At 42.9% G+C, this 21,014-nt stretch carries 8 protein-coding genes; 5 read left to right on the forward strand and 3 right to left on the reverse strand.

All coding sequences use genetic code 11. The annotated features are described in order from the left end of the window. Nucleotides 1–9 precede the first annotated feature (9 nt). The 3 genes from ACYCSE_RS13960 to ACYCSE_RS13970 all read left to right on the forward strand — a co-directional run bounded on the left by ACYCSE_RS13960 (nucleotide 10) and on the right by ACYCSE_RS13970 (nucleotide 15,427). A complete protein-coding gene (locus ACYCSE_RS13960; RefSeq protein ID WP_459698440.1) occupies nucleotides 10–12,552 on the forward strand; it encodes an amino acid adenylation domain-containing protein in 12,543 nt (4,180 codons plus the stop codon). A gap of 29 nt (nucleotides 12,553–12,581) precedes the next feature. Continuing rightward, on the forward strand, nucleotides 12,582–13,889 hold the full coding sequence (locus tag ACYCSE_RS13965; RefSeq protein WP_254351114.1) for an MFS transporter: 1,308 nt from the start codon (nucleotides 12,582–12,584) through the stop codon (nucleotides 13,887–13,889). Between the two features lie 177 nt (nucleotides 13,890–14,066). Beyond that, nucleotides 14,067–15,427 (forward strand): IS1182 family transposase gene (locus ACYCSE_RS13970; protein WP_459698441.1). Its coding sequence is split into 2 segments (ribosomal slippage): nucleotides 14,067–14,634 and nucleotides 14,634–15,427, totalling 1,362 coding nucleotides; the frame shifts between segments, so codons are not numbered across the junction. Between the two features lie 119 nt (nucleotides 15,428–15,546). Here ACYCSE_RS13970 and ACYCSE_RS13975 read toward each other — a convergent pair. From ACYCSE_RS13975 to ACYCSE_RS13985, 3 genes are read right to left on the reverse strand one after another with little or no spacing between them, the layout of a single operon-like run. Next, nucleotides 15,547–16,245, reverse strand: coding sequence for a DUF4097 family beta strand repeat-containing protein (locus ACYCSE_RS13975; protein WP_254351893.1), 699 nt, complete (start codon nucleotides 16,243–16,245; stop codon nucleotides 15,547–15,549). A 35-nt stretch (nucleotides 16,246–16,280) separates the two neighbouring features. Next, on the reverse strand, nucleotides 16,281–17,216 hold the full coding sequence (locus ACYCSE_RS13980; RefSeq protein WP_254351894.1) for an ABC transporter permease: 936 nt from the start codon (nucleotides 17,214–17,216) through the stop codon (nucleotides 16,281–16,283). Beyond that, nucleotides 17,213–18,124, reverse strand: coding sequence for an ABC transporter ATP-binding protein (locus ACYCSE_RS13985; RefSeq protein WP_025679827.1), 912 nt, complete (start codon nucleotides 18,122–18,124; stop codon nucleotides 17,213–17,215). The genes ACYCSE_RS13980 and ACYCSE_RS13985 overlap by 4 nt, the downstream gene beginning before the upstream one ends. 146 nt (nucleotides 18,125–18,270) lie before the next feature. Between ACYCSE_RS13985 and ACYCSE_RS13990 the strand changes: the two genes are divergently transcribed. Beyond that, nucleotides 18,271–20,058 carry a hybrid sensor histidine kinase/response regulator transcription factor gene (locus ACYCSE_RS13990; RefSeq protein WP_254351895.1) on the forward strand — a complete coding sequence of 596 codons (1,788 nt, stop codon included), beginning with the start codon at nucleotides 18,271–18,273 and terminating at the stop codon, nucleotides 20,056–20,058. Between the two features lie 481 nt (nucleotides 20,059–20,539). Continuing rightward, nucleotides 20,540–20,986, forward strand: a complete 447-nt coding sequence (locus tag ACYCSE_RS13995; protein WP_160789139.1) for a tellurite resistance TerB family protein — start codon at nucleotides 20,540–20,542, stop codon at nucleotides 20,984–20,986. The last annotated feature ends 28 nt before the right edge of the window (nucleotides 20,987–21,014 follow it).

Genomic DNA, 21,014 nt, shown 5'->3' on the forward strand with positions numbered 1-21,014 from the left:
CGGTGGCTTATGAGTAAAGATCTGCAAATTCAAAGTATATTCCGATTAACTCCGATGCAACAAGGAATCTTGTTCCATAGCCTGCTAGATCAAACTTCGTACGCCTATTTTGAACAAGTGAGTCTTACCCTGAACGGCTTACTCGAGGTAGAGCTTCTGGACCAAAGTCTTTCTGTTCTATTTGAGCGCCATGAGATATTGCGCAGCAATGTTTTTCACGTCAATATTGAAGAGCCTAAATTGATCGTATTCCGGCAGAAGCATCCATCCATTCACTTTGAAGACATTTCTTCACTAACGCAATCTGACCAGGTGGCCTATATAGAACAGTTTGTTCAACGTGATAAGGCCAACGGATTTGATATCACCCGGGATGAGTTATTCCGGGTCTCCATATTGCAGTGTGCGTCTGATGTATACAAGCTGATCGTTAGCTTTCATCACATCATTATGGATGGATGGTGCTTAGAAATCGTTCTGAAAGAATGGTTCCAGATCTACACATCATTGAAAAAAAATGAGCCAGTTCAGCTAGGTGAAGCTCCTTCTTATGAAAAATACCTCAAATGGCTGGACAAGCAGGATACAGATACAGCGCTTATGTTTTGGGAGCGATATTTGGATGGTTTTGAACAGCAAAGCATCTTGCCTACGAGTGGTAAAGGGAGCCACGTTGATTACGATCCACAGCAGCAAATCTTTAGCTTTGATTCGCAATTAACAGGTCAGTTGGAATCACTGGCCAAAGAACTCAAGGTTACTTTGAGTACATTGTTTCACTCCATCTGGGGTCTGCTATTGATGAAATACAACAACACCCGCGACGTGGTATTTGGCTCTGTCGTTTCCGGTCGTCCGTCAGATATTCCGGGAGCAGAAAATATGGTGGGCCTATTTATCAATACTATTCCAGTGCGTATATCAAGTGAAGAGGATCATCTTGCTTTTTCGGAATTCGTCCAGCATGTACAACATTCGGTTATGGAGGCGGGGGAGCACCATTATGTGCCTCTTGCTGATATTCAGGCGGGGAGTTTGTTGAAGAGTAATCTGATACACCATATTTTGGCTTTTGAAAACTTTCCGGGTATGGAGGAGGCCCCCGATCACGCGGACGAAAACAGTTTAGCGGTTTCGGAGATGGCTGGCTTTGAACAAACTAATTATTCCTTCAACCTTAACGTTGTCCCCGGTGAGAAACTGCGGATGAAATTCAGCTATAACGGTCTATTATACGAACCAGCATATATAGATCGATTAGGTCGACATGTTGAAGAAATCGCCCGCACTGTGGTTTCATCTGCTGATGTAGTTTTGAACGAAATAGATATTATTCTACCAGAAGAAAAAGAATTGATTTTGAAGAAATTCAACGGGACGGCTGCGCCTTATCCAAGGGAGAAGACGATTCATCAATTGTTTGAGGAGCAGGTGGAGCGAACACCGGAACATCCGGCAGCCCTATACAAAGATCGGCAATTGACGTACCGGGAGCTGAATGCCCAAGCGAATCGGGTGGCTCACGTCCTGCGGAAGAAAGGGATCGGGCCCGACCAGATGGTGGGCATCGCAGTTCATCGATCGCTGGAGATGATCGTTGGTCTGCTGGGGATTTTGAAGGCAGGCGGGGCGTATCTGCCGCTACATCCAGAGGACCCGGAAGAACGGCTGGGATTCATGCTGGAGGATAGCGGGGCATCTATCCTGCTGACCCAGCGGGATCAGTTGGACCGCCTTCGTCCGCACGGAGCCGATCGCGAGCTGATCGCTATCGAAGATCTGCTGATGGAGGGGATGGAACTTACAGGAGAAGAATGCGAGAAGAACCCGGAACCTATTAACCGCTCGACCGATTTGGTGTACGTGATTTATACCTCAGGCTCCACAGGCAAGCCGAAGGGGGTCATGATTGAGCACGCTTCGTTGATCAACCGTCTGCACTGGATGGAACAACGAATTCCGTTTGGAGCGAAGGATGTCATTCTGCAAAAAACACCGTATACCTTTGACGTATCGTTGTGGGAGCTGTTCTCGTGGGCGATTCAGGGAGCAACGGTATGCTTTTTGGAGCCGGGAGGAGAAAAAGATCCGGCAACGATAGCCGAAACGGTGGAGGCCAACGGGGTAACGGCGATACATTTTGTGCCATCCATGCTGGGAGCGTTCCTGGAGTATATCGAGCACAGTGGAACCGCCGGGAAAATGCGCAGTGTACGGCGAGTGTTTGCCAGCGGGGAAGCGCTGATGACAGAGCACGTCCGGCGGTTTAACCGTTTGCTGGGAGCCGGAGGAGCCACGCTGCACAATCTGTATGGACCGACAGAAGCGACGGTAGAGGTAGCGTATTACGACTGTCCTGTCGAGCAGGAGCCAGAGAGCATTCCAATCGGGAAGCCGATTGATAACGTGAAATTGTACATTTTGGACAGTAAAGATCGATTGCAGCCGATAGGTGTACCGGGCGAACTGCATATTGGAGGGGACTGCGTAGCCCGGGGATATGTGAATCGAAAAGAACTGACGGAGGAGAAGTTCGTAGAGGACCCATATGCGGCGGGTGGACGGATGTACCGGACAGGAGACTTGGCGAGATGGCTGCCGGATGGAAACATTGAATATATGGGACGGATCGACCATCAAGTGAAAATTCGGGGCTACCGGATCGAACTGGGTGAGATTGAAGCGGCCTTGCTCGCGTACGAAGGTGTCAGGGCAGCGACGGTACTGGCCCTTGATGACCGGAATGGCGGCAAATATTTATGTGCATATTTCGAAAGCGGAGAGGGTTTGAACACATCTATTTTAAGGACTCACTTGAAGGCATTAATACCGGATTACATGGTGCCGAGTCATTTCGTTCGACTAGATGTTATGCCGCACCTGTCCAGTGGTAAGGTTAATCGTAAAGCGCTACCCGAACCGGATCATAGGATGCGAACCACTAGATATGTTGCACCAAGGAACGAAACGGAAAGAAAACTGGCGGAGATTTGGGAGAAGATGTTAGACATATCCTCCATCGGTATACATGACAACTTTTTTGAACTGGGTGGACATTCACTAACGGCGACTCGACTCATGTCTCGAATCAATAAGCTGTTACAAGTTGAAATTCCGCTCCGTGATATTTTTGTACATCCGACAATCGAAGAAATGAGTGTTTTGATCTGCAGACCAGAGGTTGCAGCCGGGAAGATGGTGGATATTGCTCCTACTGAGCTACGTGATTCGTATCCGGTGACATCCGTTCAAAAGAGACAAATGATTTTACAACAGTTTGAAGGAGCAGAAACAGCGTACAATATGCCCTTTGCCTTACTGATGGAAGGAAATCTGGACATTAAGCGGCTGGAGCGAGTGTTCAGGGATCTAGTACGTAGACATGAGGCATTGCGGACATCATTTGAGTGGAGCACACAGGAGCCAGTACAAAAAATCCATAGTGAGGTTCCATTTCAACTGAGTTTCCAACAGGCTGATGAAGACGGGAAAGAAGCACAGGACAAACAGATTCAAGCGATATTCAAGACGTTTGTAAGACCGTTTAACTTAGGTCTGGCTCCTTTGTTGCGGGCGAAGCTGGTGCGTATTTCGGACAATAGACACATCTTAATGGTAGATATGCACCATATTATTGCAGATGGCGTTTCCATGAGCATTTTGGCTAACGATTTCACAAAATTGTATCACGGGAGCTCGCTGTCACCATTGCGTATTCAATATAAAGACTACGCCGTTTGGAACAGTGAGTGGATCAAAGAGGGACACTTGATAAAGCAGGAACAGTACTGGCTAGACTTGTTTTCGGATGAACTTCCTGTACTAAATCTACCAACTGACTTCACGAGACCTCAAGTTCAAAGCTTTGAAGGTGATCGGTATTCTTTTCAAGCTGACAAGACACTCAGTGAAAATCTACAACAATTTGTTGCAGAGAATCGGACCACTTTATTTATGGTACTGCTATCGGCTTACAACGTATTGCTGCATAAATATTCAGGCCAGGAAGATGTCGTGATAGGGTCTCCAATAGCAGGTCGTAATCATACGGATTTAGAAAATATTATGGGGATGTTCGTTAATACACTTGTGTTGCGTAACCACCCAGCTGCTGACAAAACGCTTAAGCAATTTCTACTGGAGGTGCAAAGAAACAGCCTGGAAGCATTCGAACATCAGGATTACCCAATAGAAGATCTTGTAGATAAGCTCGAACTGCACAGGGATCTAAGCCGAAATCCTCTGTTTGATACGATGTTCTCTCTAGAAAATACCGATTCGGTAAACCTGCAAGCTGACGGGATATCCATATCGCCGTATTCTGTTGAAATTGGCATAGCCAAAGTAGATTTAACATTAACAGCAGAAGCGAATCAAGAGGGAATCTCTTTTCGAATTGATTATTGTAATAAGCTGTTTCACAAAGAAAGCATTGAGAGAATGTCAAGGCATTATTTGCAGATTTTGCAGACAATTGTGGATTCTGCGGATCTCCAGATTAGTGATGTTAACATGGTTACTACATCTGAAGAAGAAATCCTGTTAAGGAAATTTAATACGGTACCTGCTTATAACGAGAAAGAGGATCGAAAATTGCTGCATCAGCTCTTTGAAGAGCAGGTAGCGAAGACGCCCGATCGAATTGCGGTATCGTTTGAGGAACAACAATGGACTTACAGCGAGTTAAACGAAAAAGCGAATCAGCTTGCTAGAGTGCTTAGAGAAAAAGGAGTACAGGCCAATACGCTTGTAGGCATTATGGTAGAGCGATCTTTCGAAATGATAGCCGGAATCCTAGGGATTTTAAAGGCTGGGGGTGCATATGTCCCTCTGGCACCAGATTATCCGGCGGAGCGAATTAGTCTGATGCTATACGATTGCAAGGTAGCCCTATTACTGGCTTCCAATCGTGTTCTGACTGAATCAACTTTTATGAAAGATGCAGAAGCAGATTGGTTTACAGGGGAAATCCTTGATTTGGACCAGCTCGATACTATCGTTAAGGATTCAGATTCTAGTAATTTACCTTATGTGAATGAACCGGATGATTTGGCATATGTGCTATACACTTCGGGCTCAACAGGTAAACCAAAAGGAAATCTGACCATGCATTATAACGTGGGAAGATTGATTAAAAATTCCAATTATATCGATCTTACTGATCAGGATATTCTCTTGCAGCTATCTAACTATGCCTTTGACGGATCGGTCTTTGATATATTCGGTGCTCTGGTCAATGGTTCGAAGCTGGTTCTCTTACGTAAAGAAAATATGCTGAATCCAGAAAAACTGTCTTCCTTAATTCGATATGAAAATGTCTCGGTATTTTTTGTTACTACCGCCTTGTTTAACACGTTGATAGAAACAAATATTGAATGTTTTACTACAATTCGCAAAGTACTTTTTGGAGGAGAGCGGGTTTCGCTTTCGCATGTGAGTAAGTTGTTTGAACATATCGGGCCCAATAAAATGCTGCACATGTACGGTCCTACCGAAAGCACGGTCTTTGCTACCTGTTATGGTGTAGATCGGATTCATGAACGGCAAGGTACAATTCCAATTGGAGTCCCGATTACAGGTACTACTGTGTATATTCTGGATAAAAATCTCAAATTGCAGCCTATTGGTATACCGGGAGAACTTTGTATAGCAGGGGATGCACTATCCCGGGGCTATTTGAACCTACCTGATTTTACAAAAGAAAAGTTTATAGACAATCCATTTAATCCAGGCGAGAAAATGTACAAAACAGGTGACATTGCAAAATGGCTTCCAGATGGAAATATTGAATTTGTAGGCCGCCAAGATCATCTGGTGAAAATTAGGGGTTTTCGTATAGAGCTTGGAGAAATTGAAAATCAACTACTATCCCATGAACGCATTAAAGAGGCAATAGTTGTAGCTAAACTGGATCAATCCGGTCAAAATCGTATTTCTGCATATATGGTGACAGATGGGGATTTAAATACTTCAGCTATTCGCCGTTACTTGGCGAAGTATTTACCAGATTACATGCTGCCATCTAGCTTAATACTGCTGGATAGTTTGCCGCTCAACGCTAATGGCAAGGTGGATCAGAAGAAATTGCCAGAGCCTCATATCAACTTAGACTTAAGCACGCTGTATGAACCACCGACAAGCCCTACGGAAGAGAAGTTGATCAAAATTTGGGAAGGCGTGCTGGGACAAGAGGGAATTGGAATTAGTCACAGTTTTTTTGATCTTGGAGGAGACTCTATTAAGGCCATTCAAGTTATCGCAAGGTTGAGTCAAGAGGGATTAAAGCTGGATATGAAGGACATATTTCAGCACCCTACTGTTCAGCAAGTAGCACCATATGTCCAACGTCGTTCCAGAATCATTGACCAGAAGGCGGTAACAGGTGAGGTACAGCTAACTCCAATCCAAAGATGGTTCTTCGAAAATGTACAGGATGATCGGAACCATTTTAATCAAGCGGTTATGTTGTTTACTAGTGTTGTATTTGATGAAAAAGCCCTAAAAACTGCTTTGGAGAATATTATTATTCACCATGATGCCCTACGAATGGCGTATGAGATCGGTCAGAGTTCTGTTTGCCAATATCATACGGAAATGCAGTTAAAGCCTCTTCATGTAAATATTTATAATTTACAAGGAAGTAACGATGCTGAAAGCAAGATTGAGGAAGAGGCTAGTCGGCTACAGGCTACCATGGACTTAAGAGCAGGCGAGATTATCCAGGTTGGCTTGTTCCAAACAGATCAAGGTCAGCATTTGCTGATTGTTATTCACCATTTAGTTATTGATGGGGTCTCCTGGCGAATCTTATTAGAGGATTTGGAGAGCGCATATACCCAGGCATTACAAGGTGAGACTATCACTTTGCCGGATAAAACGGACTCTTTTCAGTATTGGTCTGACCGACTTGCAGAGTATTCGAATAGTCGGGCTTTGCTAAAGGAGAAGGCATATTGGCAGCAAATTGAAGGTGTTCAATGTGAGTCTCCATTTCCTCAGAAGAGAGCAGTTACTAAAGAGGGTGGAGTGAAAAAAGAAAGAACGAGTATAGCTGTCCGGTTGGACAAGCAAGATACACAGCTACTGCTTGGAACTGCTCATCAGGCCTATAATACCGAAATTAATGACTTATTGTTATCAGCGCTTGGATTGGCTATTAAGCAATGGGCGGGTAGTAAAATCTTCGCTATTAATCTTGAAGGACATGGCAGGGAAGAGATTATGGAGGAGATTGATGTTACTCGAACCATAGGTTGGTTTACTTCGATGTTTCCTGTTGTTCTGGATATGAGGGATGGTGAAGATATTTCATCTGTTATTCGGCGAACTAAGGAAATGATTCGGCATATCCCTAATCGAGGGATTGGATACGGAATTCTGAAGTATTTGACCGATGTGGAGCATATTCAAGATTTAGATTTTAACATACAGCCACAAATCAGTTTTAATTATCTGGGACAATTTATGGATGGTACGCAAGAGGGAAGCTTTGAATCGTCACCGTTATCGCCGGGACGTTCTGTTGGTGAAGGGGGAGAAAGCCATTTTACACTGGACATCAACAGTATTGTTTCCCAAGACCAACTGTTACTTGAATTTGGATATATTCATGGCGAGCATGAAGACCATGCTATTGAACAATTATCCCTTATGTATATTGAACATTTAAAAATGTTAATTAATCACTGTACAAGCATTTCACAGAAGGTTCTCACACCATCTGATTACCAAGACCATACTCTCTCTATTCCTGAGTTAGATCAGATCCTCACACAGTTTGGTGGGACTGAACAGGTAGAGCATATTTACCCGTTAACACCTATGCAGCAGGGAATGCTGTTCCATTACATGATGGAGCCGGAAACTACAGCTTATGTGGAGCAAGTCGCGATTGAAATGGAAGGTGAACTACAGCAGGAACTTCTGGAACAGAGTTTTCAAGAATTGTTGGCAAAATATGAAGTATTGCGTACGAATTTTGTGTTTACCGGTATACGTGAACCTCGGCAAGTAGTGCGTAAACATCAGCATGCAGAGTTTCGGTATTATGACCTTACCGGGATGAATGAGCAAGAAATTACCGCTTATCTAGAGGATTACAAAAAGCAAGATCTTCTGCGTGGATTTGATTTATCCAATGAAGCACTAATACGTATAAATGTATTAAAAACAACTCCTGATAAGTTCCTTATGATGTGGACCTTCCATCATATGATTATGGATGGATGGTGCGTAGGAATTGTCTACCGCGATTTTATGAGTATGTATCTAGAATTGAAAAATGTTAGACCGCTTAAGTCTGAAACAGCCCCTGCTTATTCAACTTATATTCGTTGGCTGGAAAAGCAGGACAAAGAGGAGGCCATGCAATATTGGAAACAGGCTTTGGATGGATATACGCAATGTGCAGTTATACCAAAGACGTCCAAATTGCAGGCTAAAGAAGGTGGTTACCAGACGAGTCAGCTGGAATTTTCGTTAGACCAAACATTGACACGACGATTAACAGAGATTGCATCTCATAATCGGATTACGGTCAACACGTTGTTCCAATCCATATGGGGGGCATTGCTTCAAAGATATAACAATACCAACGATGTAGTATTTGGAGCAGTCGTTTCAGGGCGACCGCCAGTAATCCCAGACATTGAGAGCATGGTAGGTATTTTCATTAATACTATTCCCGTGCGAATTTATGGCGAGGAGAATGAAAGCTTCATTGAAATGGCCAAGAGAGCTCAACAAAGCTCCATTGATTCTGTTAAGTATGAGTACACATCGTTAGCGGACATTCAATCCATATCTACGCTGAAGCAAAGCCTGTTAGATCATATTATTGTGTTTGAAAATTACCCTGAGTATGGCGAAGAAGAGGCGCTTCAGAAGCACAATCTGAAAATTCACGTGCGAGATATGGCCTTTTATGAACAGACAAACTATGACTTTAATCTTATTGTTTCCCTGAAAGAAGAACTGAACATTAAATTTCTGTACAATGCTGATACCTTAAGTAGAGAATTTGTGGAACGTATAAAAAATCATTTAAATGGCGTAGTCCGACAAATCGTGGATAATCCAGAGATGAGTATATCCTCGATTGAAGTAACTTCTTTACCAGAGAAAGAAGTGATTTTGAATGAATTTAACAATACGAAAGCAATCTATCCGCGAGAGAAGACAATCCATCAATTGTTTGAGGAGCAGGTGGAGCGAACACCGGAACATCCGGCAGCCCTTTATAAAGGACGGCAACTAACGTATCAGGAGCTGAATGCCCAAGCGAATCGGTTGGCTCATGTGCTGCGGGAAAAAGGAGTAGGACCTGATCGTGTGGTGGGGATCGCGGTTCACCGGTCGTTGGAGATGATTATCGGATTACTAGGAATCTTGAAAGCAGGTGGAGCCTATCTGCCGCTGAATCCAGAGGACCCTGAAGAACGACTAGCGTTCATGCTGGAGGACAGTGGAGCATCCATTTTATTGACCCAGCAGGAGTTAGCGGAGCAGCTTCGCTGTCATGGAACAACCCGGGAACTGATCGCTATCGAAGATATGCTGGTACAGGAAAAGGAGCAAACAGGAAGAGAAAAGAATCCGGAATCAATCAATCGCTCGACGGATTTGGTGTATGTGATTTACACCTCGGGATCTACGGGTAAGCCCAAAGGAGTCATGATTGAGCACGCCTCGCTGATCAATCGTCTGCACTGGATGCAAAAGCGGATTCCGTTTGGAGCGGAGGATGTGATCCTGCAAAAGACACCGTATACCTTTGATGTATCGTTGTGGGAATTATTCTCGTGGGCTATCCAAGGGGCAACGGTATGCTTTTTGGAGCCGGGAGGAGAGAAGGACCCGGCAACAATAGCTGATACGGTTGAGGCTAACCGGGTAACGGCATTGCATTTTGTGCCGTCGATGCTGGGAGCGTTTCTGGAATATATGGAACACAGCGGAGCTGCGGGGAAAATGCACAGTGTACGACGTGTATTTGCCAGCGGAGAAGCGCTGATGACAGAGCAGGTTCGTCGGTTTAACCGCCTGATAGGCGGCGGAGGTGCCACGCTGCACAATCTGTATGGCCCAACGGAAGCGACTGTGGAGGTGGCGTATTATGATTGTCCTGCCGAGCATGAACCGGAGAGCATTCCGATCGGGAAGCCGATTGATAACGTAAAATTGTACGTTTTGGACAAGAAGGACCGTTTGCAACCGATAGGGATACCTGGTGAACTGCATATTGGAGGCGACTGTGTAGCACGAGGATATGTGAACCGGGAGGAATTGACGGAAGAGAAGTTCGTAGAAGATCCATACGAGCCGGGAGGACGGATGTACCGAACAGGAGATCTGGCCAGATGGTTGCCGGATGGAAATATCGAATATATGGGCAGAATCGATCATCAGGTGAAAATCCGCGGGTATCGGATCGAACTGGGTGAGATTGAGGCGGCTTTGCTTGCACATGATGGAGTTCGGGCAGCGGCAGTGCTTGCCCGTGCTGATGACCGAACGGGGACGCCTAGTTTGGGTGGGTATCTTGTTGCCGAACCTCATGTGACAACGGCAATGTTGCGACAAAATCTATCTGTCTCAGTTCCAGAGTATATGATTCCAGCTTATTTTGTATTCTTGGATCAGATGCCGCTCACGTCGAGTGGTAAGATTAATCGTCGTATGCTATTAGAAATTGAGCTGGAGTTTGGCACCGGAACGGAATATGTAGAGCCTAGCAGTGAACTGGAAAAGGAATTAGTTGAGATCTGGATGAGTGTACTCGGTGTTGAACATGTGGGTATCGACGATAACTTCTTTGAATTGGGAGGACATTCTTTAACGGCTATTCAGCTTGCATCCAGGTTACAGGGGATTTTGAGTAGTGAATTACGGTTGAGCAGTATCTATCAATACCCTACGGTCAGAGAGTTGGCATTACATGTGGAAAGAATGGAAGAGAACCATTCTGCACTTGCCCAACAATTTGATCAGATTATAGCGTTGCTGCATCAAAAGCTGAACGTTAAGGGATGGATACAACAAGAGCAATTCAATGGAAAATCTTATATTGTTCTGCATTTAGAAGATGGAGCCATTTCTTTCGAAAAAGAGATTATAGAACTGTTGGACATGAATTGCGATGAATCGATCCAGCCTCATTACATCACTTGGCATGGAGAAGAAACCCTGAGACTAGAAAAGGTCAATCTTGAAGACATTAAGAGCATATGGACAGAAAGAATTGACAATGATTTGGACGTTTTCTCCAAAGCTATTCTAAACCCAGGAGTGATAGAGAGACTGCCTGTTTCTCCAACACAACGCTACCATCTCCAACACAGTGATATTTCTGGCACGATTATTCCACTAGAAAAACATATGAACATGGAATATGTGGAAGAAACGATTCTGCAGATTATTCGAGAGCAAGATTTGATGAGAAGTACGCTGTGTGAAGAAAACGGAGATTTGCAATGGCAGGTAAGGGAAGCACCGGATCATCTTCCTGTACCACTGGTGGATATCTCTATGTATGACGAAGATACACAGCAAGTGATTCTGAATAATATCATCTGGCCTTATTTTTACAAGAAGCATGAATTGAGCAATTCACTCTTATATCGGATATTGATTGTGAAAAAGAATCTGAAAGACTACATCCTCATATTACCTTTTTCGCACTCGATCTTTGACTTTATGAGCAGTGAGATTATTAAGCACCAGTTCAACACTTATTATGAATGTGTTCGAGCTGGAAAGGAAACGCCTGAAGGGAGCAAAAATCGTTACTCTGATTTTACAGCTCATATTATGGGAGGACCTCAGGGTGTTGACGATCTGGAACTAGCAACTACCTATAGTCTAGATAAGTTTGATCGTGCAATTGGTCGTATAACTGATTTTGTCGATCAAAAAGCAGTACTTGAAGGGCATACAACCGTTATTTGGGATTTGAAATCTTCCGAGAGAGCAGTTCACTTGGACAACACTAGTCATTGGGAGATCGCATTCTTTACGTTTACTGCTTTTTGTAAAATGTATTTCGAGCTTAGTCAGGTACCAATTTGGGTAACGCAGTATGGCCGAAGCTTTGGAGAAAAGCGTTACTATGATGTTATTGGTGAATTTGTGGATCATATCCCGATACTAACTAACTTAGACCAAAACCTGGTATCTCTAGAACAACAGGTTCGCCAAAGTGTTCAATGGGCAGCTGAACATAATATCAGCTTTGCTAACTTAATGTATAATCCGGATGTACAGAACGATTATCCTTTATCTGGAGGATACTTGCAGCAGGCTTTGGATAGAATGCCAATTGTATTTAATTTCCTTGGTGAGCTGAGAAGTGAGCATCAACTCCTACAAACGGTGGATCTGGGTAATGTCAATGTTGAAGGAAGAACACGAATCTTATGCGAAGTTTGGCATGATAGCGAGTCTAATCTGTTTGTGGCACTAACTCTACCTTTTTCAGAAGACGAAAGTATAGTACGGAATCATTTACAAAGTGCCTTGGAGCAATTGGAAAGACGCTGGGCAACCGTTCTGTAACTCTTGCCCTAACCGAATAGGGGGATCTCATGAATCAGCCAAAGGAATTCTTGTTTTATGCTCGCCGGAATCTATTTATTTTTTCTGTGACCAGACTTATATCCGAGCTAGGAAGTTCGATTTTTAAGTTTGCTTTAAGTCTATATATTTTGGATATCACCGGATCGGCCACTGTATTTTCAATGGTGTTAGGCTTATCCATTCTGCCCGGAGTATTTGTCAATATTTTTGCAGGTGTAGTTATAGACCGGAGTAATAAGAAAAAAGTGCTTGTCATAACCGAAATATTAAGCGGCATAGCGTTACTAATCTTTTTACCCATTTTCTTGTTGGACTCAACCAATGTTATGTTACTCGCCGTGTTTTCCGTTATATTAAGCTTAATTCAATCATTTACGTTCCTAACGCTGAACGCTTCAATTCCTAACTTAGTGGAAAGAGAAAACGTTCATAGCGTAAACTCTTCCTATCAAAGCATAGGAGCAATCATAAATGTACTTGGCCCGATCCTGGGTGCAATTACTTATCGAGCTTGGGGCTTGGAAACGATTGTGATGATTAACGGAATAACATTTATTTCGGCTGGATTAATGCAACTATGGTTACAATTCAGGAAATCTGATGAACAAACGGTATCCTCAAGTTATTTAGACAGCGTAAAAGACGTGTTTGCGTATATAAACAAGCAAAAAGCCATCATGTATTTACTTGTCATCTTTGTTGGCATCAATTTTATGCTCGCTCCATTAATCCAGGTTGTACTACCGTATGTGACTTATCAGGAACTTCAACTTTCAGCTCAACAACTGTCTGTTATTCAAGGAGCCTGGTTCATAGGAGTCATTGCAGGAGCCATTGTGGTTTCACGTCGAAAAGTACATCAATTTGTTATTACCAAAATATTCATCCTGTTTCAGCTTCAAGCCATCTTATTCCTAACATGGTGTTTTCCATTATTGTTTCCCTCAACAGCAGGAAGCCTGATACAGATGACGTTCATCTTCATTATGATTTTGGCAGTAACCGGATTTTTTAATTCGATGAGCAATGTCCCCATGATATCTTATGTGCAGCTGTATACTCCAGACCATATCAGAGCCGGGGTGTTTGGTGTAATCAGCTCGATCACTATGCTAGCAACTCCGCTTGGAATCGGGTTGTACGGAATACTGTTGGATAGAATCCATTGGGTATACCTTCCTCTGGCTTCGGGAATAGTTGCTCTGGTGATGGGTATCATGGCTCATAAGAACAAAGAATTACGTAACTTTTTCAGTCAAAATGCCGAACCAGTCCTTAATAGCGTAGGTGAAAAAGAACGGGTATCAGCATTATAAACTGAATTTCTGCTTATAATGTGATTGAAGGACCTGATGTTAATGGAAAGGCCAACTTAAGTTGGCCTCAGGCTGTCGAGAAAATCTCGACAGCTTTTTTATGTTCATTTTATTTAAGACGACACCGCGTTAATGTTGTATAATATAGGTAACTATTGTAGAACGGACGGTGTTGATATGCTGCGACCTCATCGAGACCAACAACAATCTTTTGAATTGGTTTCTCTGGAAGAACTGGTACCGCAAGATCATCTGCTTCGTAAAGTGGATACATATATAGACATCTCCTTTATTCATGAGAAGGTAAGCCCGCTGTATTGTGCGGACAACGGGCGTCCTGCCATTGATCCTACCGTGTTGTTTAAAATGATCTTTCTCGGTTATTTCTATGGCATTCGCTCAGAACGGCAACTCGAGCGTGAAATTCAGACGAACCTGGCTTATCGCTGGTTCCTGGGGCTGGGCTTAACGGATAAAGTTCCAGACCATACGACGATTAGCTGGAATCGTCGCACTCGCTTTAAAGACACCACGATCTTTCAAGATATCTTCGATGAAATTGTGCTGCAGGCGATCTCTCACCGAATGGTGGGTGGGCGTGTTCTCGTCACCGATTCCACACACGTCAAAGCCAATGCTAACAGGCACCAGTACACCAAAGAACAAGTGTTGCAGAATACCAAAGACTATATGGACGAGCTTAACGAAGCGGTGAAGGAGGACCGGAAAAGCCACGGAAAAAAGCCTTAAAATCCCGAGAGGAAGTGAACGAAGAAAAAGAAATTAAAGTGAACAAAACAGACCCGGACAGCGGCTATATGATCCGTGATGGCAAGCCTGAAGGCTTCTTCTATCTGGACCACCGCACAGTGGATATGAAGTACAATCTGATTACGGATGTGCATGTGACGCCGGGGAATGTACATGATTCTGTCCCCTATTTGTCCCGTTTGGATCGACAAAGAGAACGCTTTGGTTTTCAAGTAGAAGCTGTTGCGCTAGATTCAGGTTATTTAACGACGCCGATTTGCCGAGGTTTGCAAAACCGAAAGATTTTTGCCGTGATTGCTCACCGAAGATTCCATCCCAGACAAGGGCTGTTTCCGAAATGGAAGTTTGAATACGATGCCAAACGCAATGTGTATAGATGCCCAGCCCAACAGGAACTGCCCTACCGAACGACGGACCGTAAGGGATACCGGCAGTATACCTCTGACCCAGCTCAGTGCCAGCATTGCCCACTGCTAGACCAGTGTACCCAGTCTCGAAACCACCGCAAAGTGGTGACTCGGCATGTCTGGGAAGACAGCAAAGAGTGGGTACGGAGCAACCGGCTAAGCCCATCCGGGAAACGGCTGTACCGCAAACGAAAAGAGACGATTGAGCGAAGCTTCGCGGATGCCAAAGAGCTCCATGGGTTTCGCTATTGCCGTTTGCGCGGTCTACCAAACGTCAGGGAACAAGCCCTTATGACGGCAGCCGTGCAGAACATGAAGAAGATGGCGATCCACCTGGATCGCCTGGAGAAACAGGGGTAACCCCCCTGTTTCTCCAGAGACCAGAGCCTTATGATGTAAAGAAAAAGAAACCCACGTCTCAAAAGACGGGGTTTCTCGACAATCTGAGGCCAACTTAAGTTGGCCTTTTGGTCTTTCAGTTATTTTTTGCTTTGAGTCACTTTCCCCTTCACATCACCGATGCTTACTTTTCCATTGCCGCTCTGAATAATGACAACATCTTTTGCAACTTGATCAATATCCAGAGAGCCGTCACCTAACTCAATATATGCAGTACCCCCTATTTTATCTGCTTGAATATGTCCGTTTACATTCTCAATATTGACATCGGATGAGCTATTTTGAATAGTAATTCCCCCATCTCTGTTGGTTAAATCAATGGCTCCACCGATTTCTTTAAGCGTGATATTACCATTCACATTTTCAATGCTTACATCCGAGGCTAAATTCGTTACTTGAATATCTCCATCTCTGTGCGGATGTTTAATTTCTAGTTTCATTTGTTCCGGAATGGTGAGCTTGACATCAACCGTTTGGGGACCTGTTGACATGAATTGGCCTTCGAAAAAAGTATTAAGCGTAGCTACACCATCTTTTCCCTCCAGACTTAATTTTAGCTTATCCATGTTGCTGCCATTAGCAACGACACTGGCTTGTATTTTATCTGTATTGTTTTTTCCGACAACTTCAATTTGACCGTTGCTATTATCTAAAACTAAGCTGGAAATACCGGCAGATGATAATTCAAGTTCCTTGTTTAAAGATGTTGCAGGTTTGGATGAACAAGCCGCAGTTAACAGTAACATTGAGATTATCACTAAAGTAGTGAGCCATTTCATTTCAATCACTCCATTTCAAAATAGTTAGTATAGATTTAGATTACATCCCGTTTTGTAAAAATAGGATATGAAACGAGATGCATAGCGACCAGATGAAGTAGAAGGAGGAACAGTGAGAAGCCCAGGGTCATTCCTTCCACTGGTGTCGTTCCAAAAAAATAAGGATTGAGATCTGTGCTGGAAAACACAAAATATTTTGTCCAAGACCATCCATTCATGGTGATACTCAAGACGAATCCTGCTATAGCTGCCAGCATAGAGAATACAATAGAAAATGTAACACTGCGAAATGCTGCAGAAATCATAAATGCAAATGTCAACACGATAACCATAAAAGGTATATTAAATAAAAACCCACCTAACAAGGCTTGAATCATATCTGCCTGCTGAATGGTTTGATCTTTGACGAATAAGTAGGGATCGCCGATCCCCTTGAAGCCAAACATTAAACCACCAAAAAATATGGCAGCCAGAAAAGTGAGCAGAACCAAAAATATCCCAAACAAGAGAGTTGCAATATATTTAGAAAAATAAATTTTCGAGCGTGTAGCTGAACGTGTCAGTAAAAATTTGATTGTACCGGCAGAAAACTCAGAGGCTACAATATCGCCAGCCACGATAAGAGCTAAAAGAGAGATACCTACAATTAAATTTCTGGATTGACTTACTGTAAAACTCCAAGCATTAGATTGAGGAGCGATGTTATGGTCCAAATAATACTGATTCATCAAAATTTTTTCTGCTGCCATTTTTTTCTCAATGGGTAGAGCGTCTGACTTTGCTACATCTCTCGTTAGCTTCGAATTTTCATGCTGTAAAAGCGTTTTCCAGCCTTCATTGTACTCAGTCATACCAGAACTTTTTAAATTGGCCATCTGGATTAATACATACAAAATAAGCAGTATGATGATAAACCAGGTACGTTTACGCTTATAAATCTTCATGTTTTCATTGCAAATTAACTGAATCACTTTTCAATTCCCCCTGTGATTTCAATAAATTTATCCTCTAGTGTCTGTTTCGTGATCTGAACGCTGTATATGTTCACCCCCGTATCCATAAGTTTTTTTGTAATACCCGGAATTTGATCCTTTGTAATGTCAACTTGTAGGGTTTGTTGATCTGCAATAATTTCTTTCCCCGCTAGCATGGACTGGAATACCGGAAGAGCCAATTCGGGTCTGTCTACTTCAAACCGAACAGGAGCAAGCCGATTATCCATCATCTCAGCTACATTATGAATACCAATCAGTTTTCCCTTATTTAAAATCGCTACCTGATCACACATCAGTTCCATTTCAGCCATAAGATGGCTAGAAATAAGAACACCAACGCCTTCCTTTTGAGACAGATTAATTAAATGTTCCCGAAGCTCTCTTATTCCTGCTGGGTCTAAACCATTGGTAGGCTCGTCAAGCACAAGTAAGGAAGGTTTATGGGCCAGAACAACGGCTAATCCCAGTCGCTGCTTCATTCCTAGAGAATAAGTTCCCACTTTCTTATCAATGCTGTCCTCAAGTCCAACGAGCGAGATTACTTCCTGAATACGTTCCGAAGAAACCCCTGGAGACATTCTTGAGAAATGAATCAGATTGTCATAGCCGGATAGATATTTGTACAGATCTGGGTTTTCGACGATAACCCCTACATGTCTCATTGCCTTTTCGAAGGAGCGATCGATATCTTGGCCGTGGATAAATACCTGGCCTCCTGATTTTGAACTTAAACCTACGATCATCCGAATAGTGGTCGTCTTGCCCGCTCCATTTGGGCCAACAAGACCCATGATTTCTCCCGCCTTCACATCCAAGGACAATCCTTCAACAATGGTTCTCTTCCCAATCTTTTTACTTAAATTACGAATCTGTAATAGTGACAACAACGATTCCCTCCCCGCCAACAGTTTGATTGTCTATAAAGTATCAGAAGCGCAGTCATACTCCCTAGTGACAAAATGTCATGACCTTGTTATGATGTGAAAAGATTGAAAAAATTACCTTAATTAAAGAAGAATGGGGTACTTACATGCTTGGATGCAATATGCGCTGGTCTTGGCAGGAATGGATTGTTGCTGTATTCCGAATCTTGTGGTTGATTTGCTTTGTTTTGCTATCGTATCAAGACCGCCCATCTTTCCCTTTCACTGTTGTATTTATCACTGTTCTCGTTTGCTATTCATTACCTTTGTTCATTGATCGAATTCATTACCGATGGTATTTGTTGGCTGAAGTATTTCTAGTGGGTGGAATTTCATTGCTATTTGCTCATCAATATGAGCTTGTCCGGCTATTTTTGCCAGCTGTTTTTACGATTGCGTTTTATAGCCGCGGCCGTTCACATGCGGCAACTTTTCCTCTTGCGTTGATGATGTTTTGTCTGGGAGGAAGAGGGGCATTTCATTGGACGATAGAGGACGTATTCCAGAACCTAGTGGATGCTTCGTTTGTATACGGTATTGGTTTCGGATTACAAATGGCATTTCGTTCTATAGATCGGATCAAACAAAAACTCGAATTAATAAAAAAGCAGTATCAAACCCTTGAGCAGTATTCAACTCAGGTCGAACAGATGACACTATTGGAAGAAAGATATCGCATGTCACGCGAGCTTCATGACTCGATTGGTCATACATTCACTTCCATTATCTTAGGTATGGAAACATTACGTCCTTATATCTCTTCTGGAGAGGGGATTGAAAGATTGCAATCTGTTCTTCAACTTGGTCGAACAGGGCTCGAAGATATCCGAAAGCAAGTTCATCAGATGGACCCTATGGAGGAAGATCCTTCTTTGGATTTATCCTTGCTAAATATAATTAATGAATTCAAAAAAAATACTGCCATTCGTGTTGTGTTCAGAACGATGGGGGAGCCGCTTCCTGTACTAAAACAGTCAAAACTGACCTTGTACCGCTGTTTACAAGAATTATTGACTAATGCGAGCCGACATGGGCATGCCAATTCTATTCAGGTGCTTCTTCACTACGACCGTAACCAGATCATTTTGCAGGTGCAGGACAATGGGAAGGGAAGTGACGAAATTAAGTCCGGGTTTGGTCTTTCAGGAATGAAAGAGCGACTTTCGTCTCTTCAAGGCAAGCTATACCTTCATTCCAAAGAAGGTGAAGGAACGATTGTGACCTGTTCTATACCATTACTTCAGGATACAGATGTTAGTAATCCAGAGATCAAGGTATTGTTGGTGGATGATCAATTACTCATTCGGGACAGTTTAGGCCTGTTGCTCAAAAACGAACCTGATTTTCGAATTCAAACGGCAGAAGACGGAAACGTTGCTGTAGATCAATGTGCCAGCGATCCGCCAGACGTTGTATTAATGGATGTACATATGCCCCAGATGGACGGTATTACTGCGACGAAGTTAATTAAAGAAAGCTGGCCTAACATACGTGTAATTATGATCACAACCTTTGATGACATTTCGTATGCTACGAAATCACTTGCTTTGGGTGCTGAAGGTTATCTACTAAAATCAATTGATCCAAGAGAGCTGGCTAATACGATACGGCTTGTGCACCATGGAGGAACGATGATAACGCAAGAAGTAGCAAGTACACTGTTTCAGCAAATGACGGGGACGATGAAGAACCCTTATGGACTGACAGAGCGTGAGTTGGAAATTCTACAGTGTTTAACTGAAGGGCACCGTTATAAAGCAATTGCAGGTAAGGTTCATTTGTCTGAAGGAACCGTTCGAAACTACATTTCAACTATATACTCAAAAATGCAAGTACAGAGTCGTGACGAAGCGATTGAAAAAGCTAAAACTGAGTTGCTCACAGACTCTAAGTAAAAACAAGATATATAGACTACACGCGTTCTTGTTCAAAGAACATAAAAAGAATGTCCTGAGTCAAACAGGACTTTTCAGCTTAGGGGATTAGAAGAGTAGCTATATCATAGACCTGAATAGATTTAAGTAGCGTCGTCCTGTACTTGGTCGACGCTGTTTTTGTAGCCAGTTGATATCCAGCAGGTGTGTGCAGCAACCGGCCTAGTCAATCCGTATTGTAGAACAGAATTGTATTTTGCTACATATTCATATGATTCTACCATTTCACAGACTTGCAATTGGGGTACCAAATGATGGATGATGGAAGAGAGAGTTTTATGTAGAAAATAGGGCTAAAGATAGAGAGGATACCAATAATAAATAGATCGTATTTACCGTATTTTTGTATATTATTGTAGAAAAAGATCGTAATTCAGGTTATAGTAAAGGAAGAAATTAACTAGGATGCATTTTACTCAAATACGTAATTGTGGAGGTAACCATGAGTACATTTAAAAATTGGTTGAATACAACTAAAAAAGGACTTGGAGACCAAGTTAAAAAATTTAAGAATAAAGATTTTATGGAAGCTGTTGTTGCAGGCTGTGCATTAGTAGCATTTGCTGACGGTACGATTAGTCCGGAAGAGAAAACAAAAATGGCCGGATACATAAATATCAGTGAAGAATTGAAAGTGTTTGATATGGGTGAGGTCATTAACCGTTTCAATCACTATGTAGCGAACTTTGAATTTTCACCTCAAATCGGTAAACAGGAAGCACTGAAAGCGATTGGTAAATTGAATGGCAAGCCTGAAGTAGGCCGACTCGTCGTTGGCGTATGTAGCGCTATTGGCGCAGCTGATGGTGACTTTGATGCCAATGAGCAGCGAGTTGTGGCTGAGATTTGCGGCGCGCTTGGTTTGAATCCGTCTGAATTTAGTCTGTAAATTTTACGGAAGGGAGGTGTGTTAATCA

The organism is Paenibacillus sp. SEL1 (assembly GCF_054602535.1).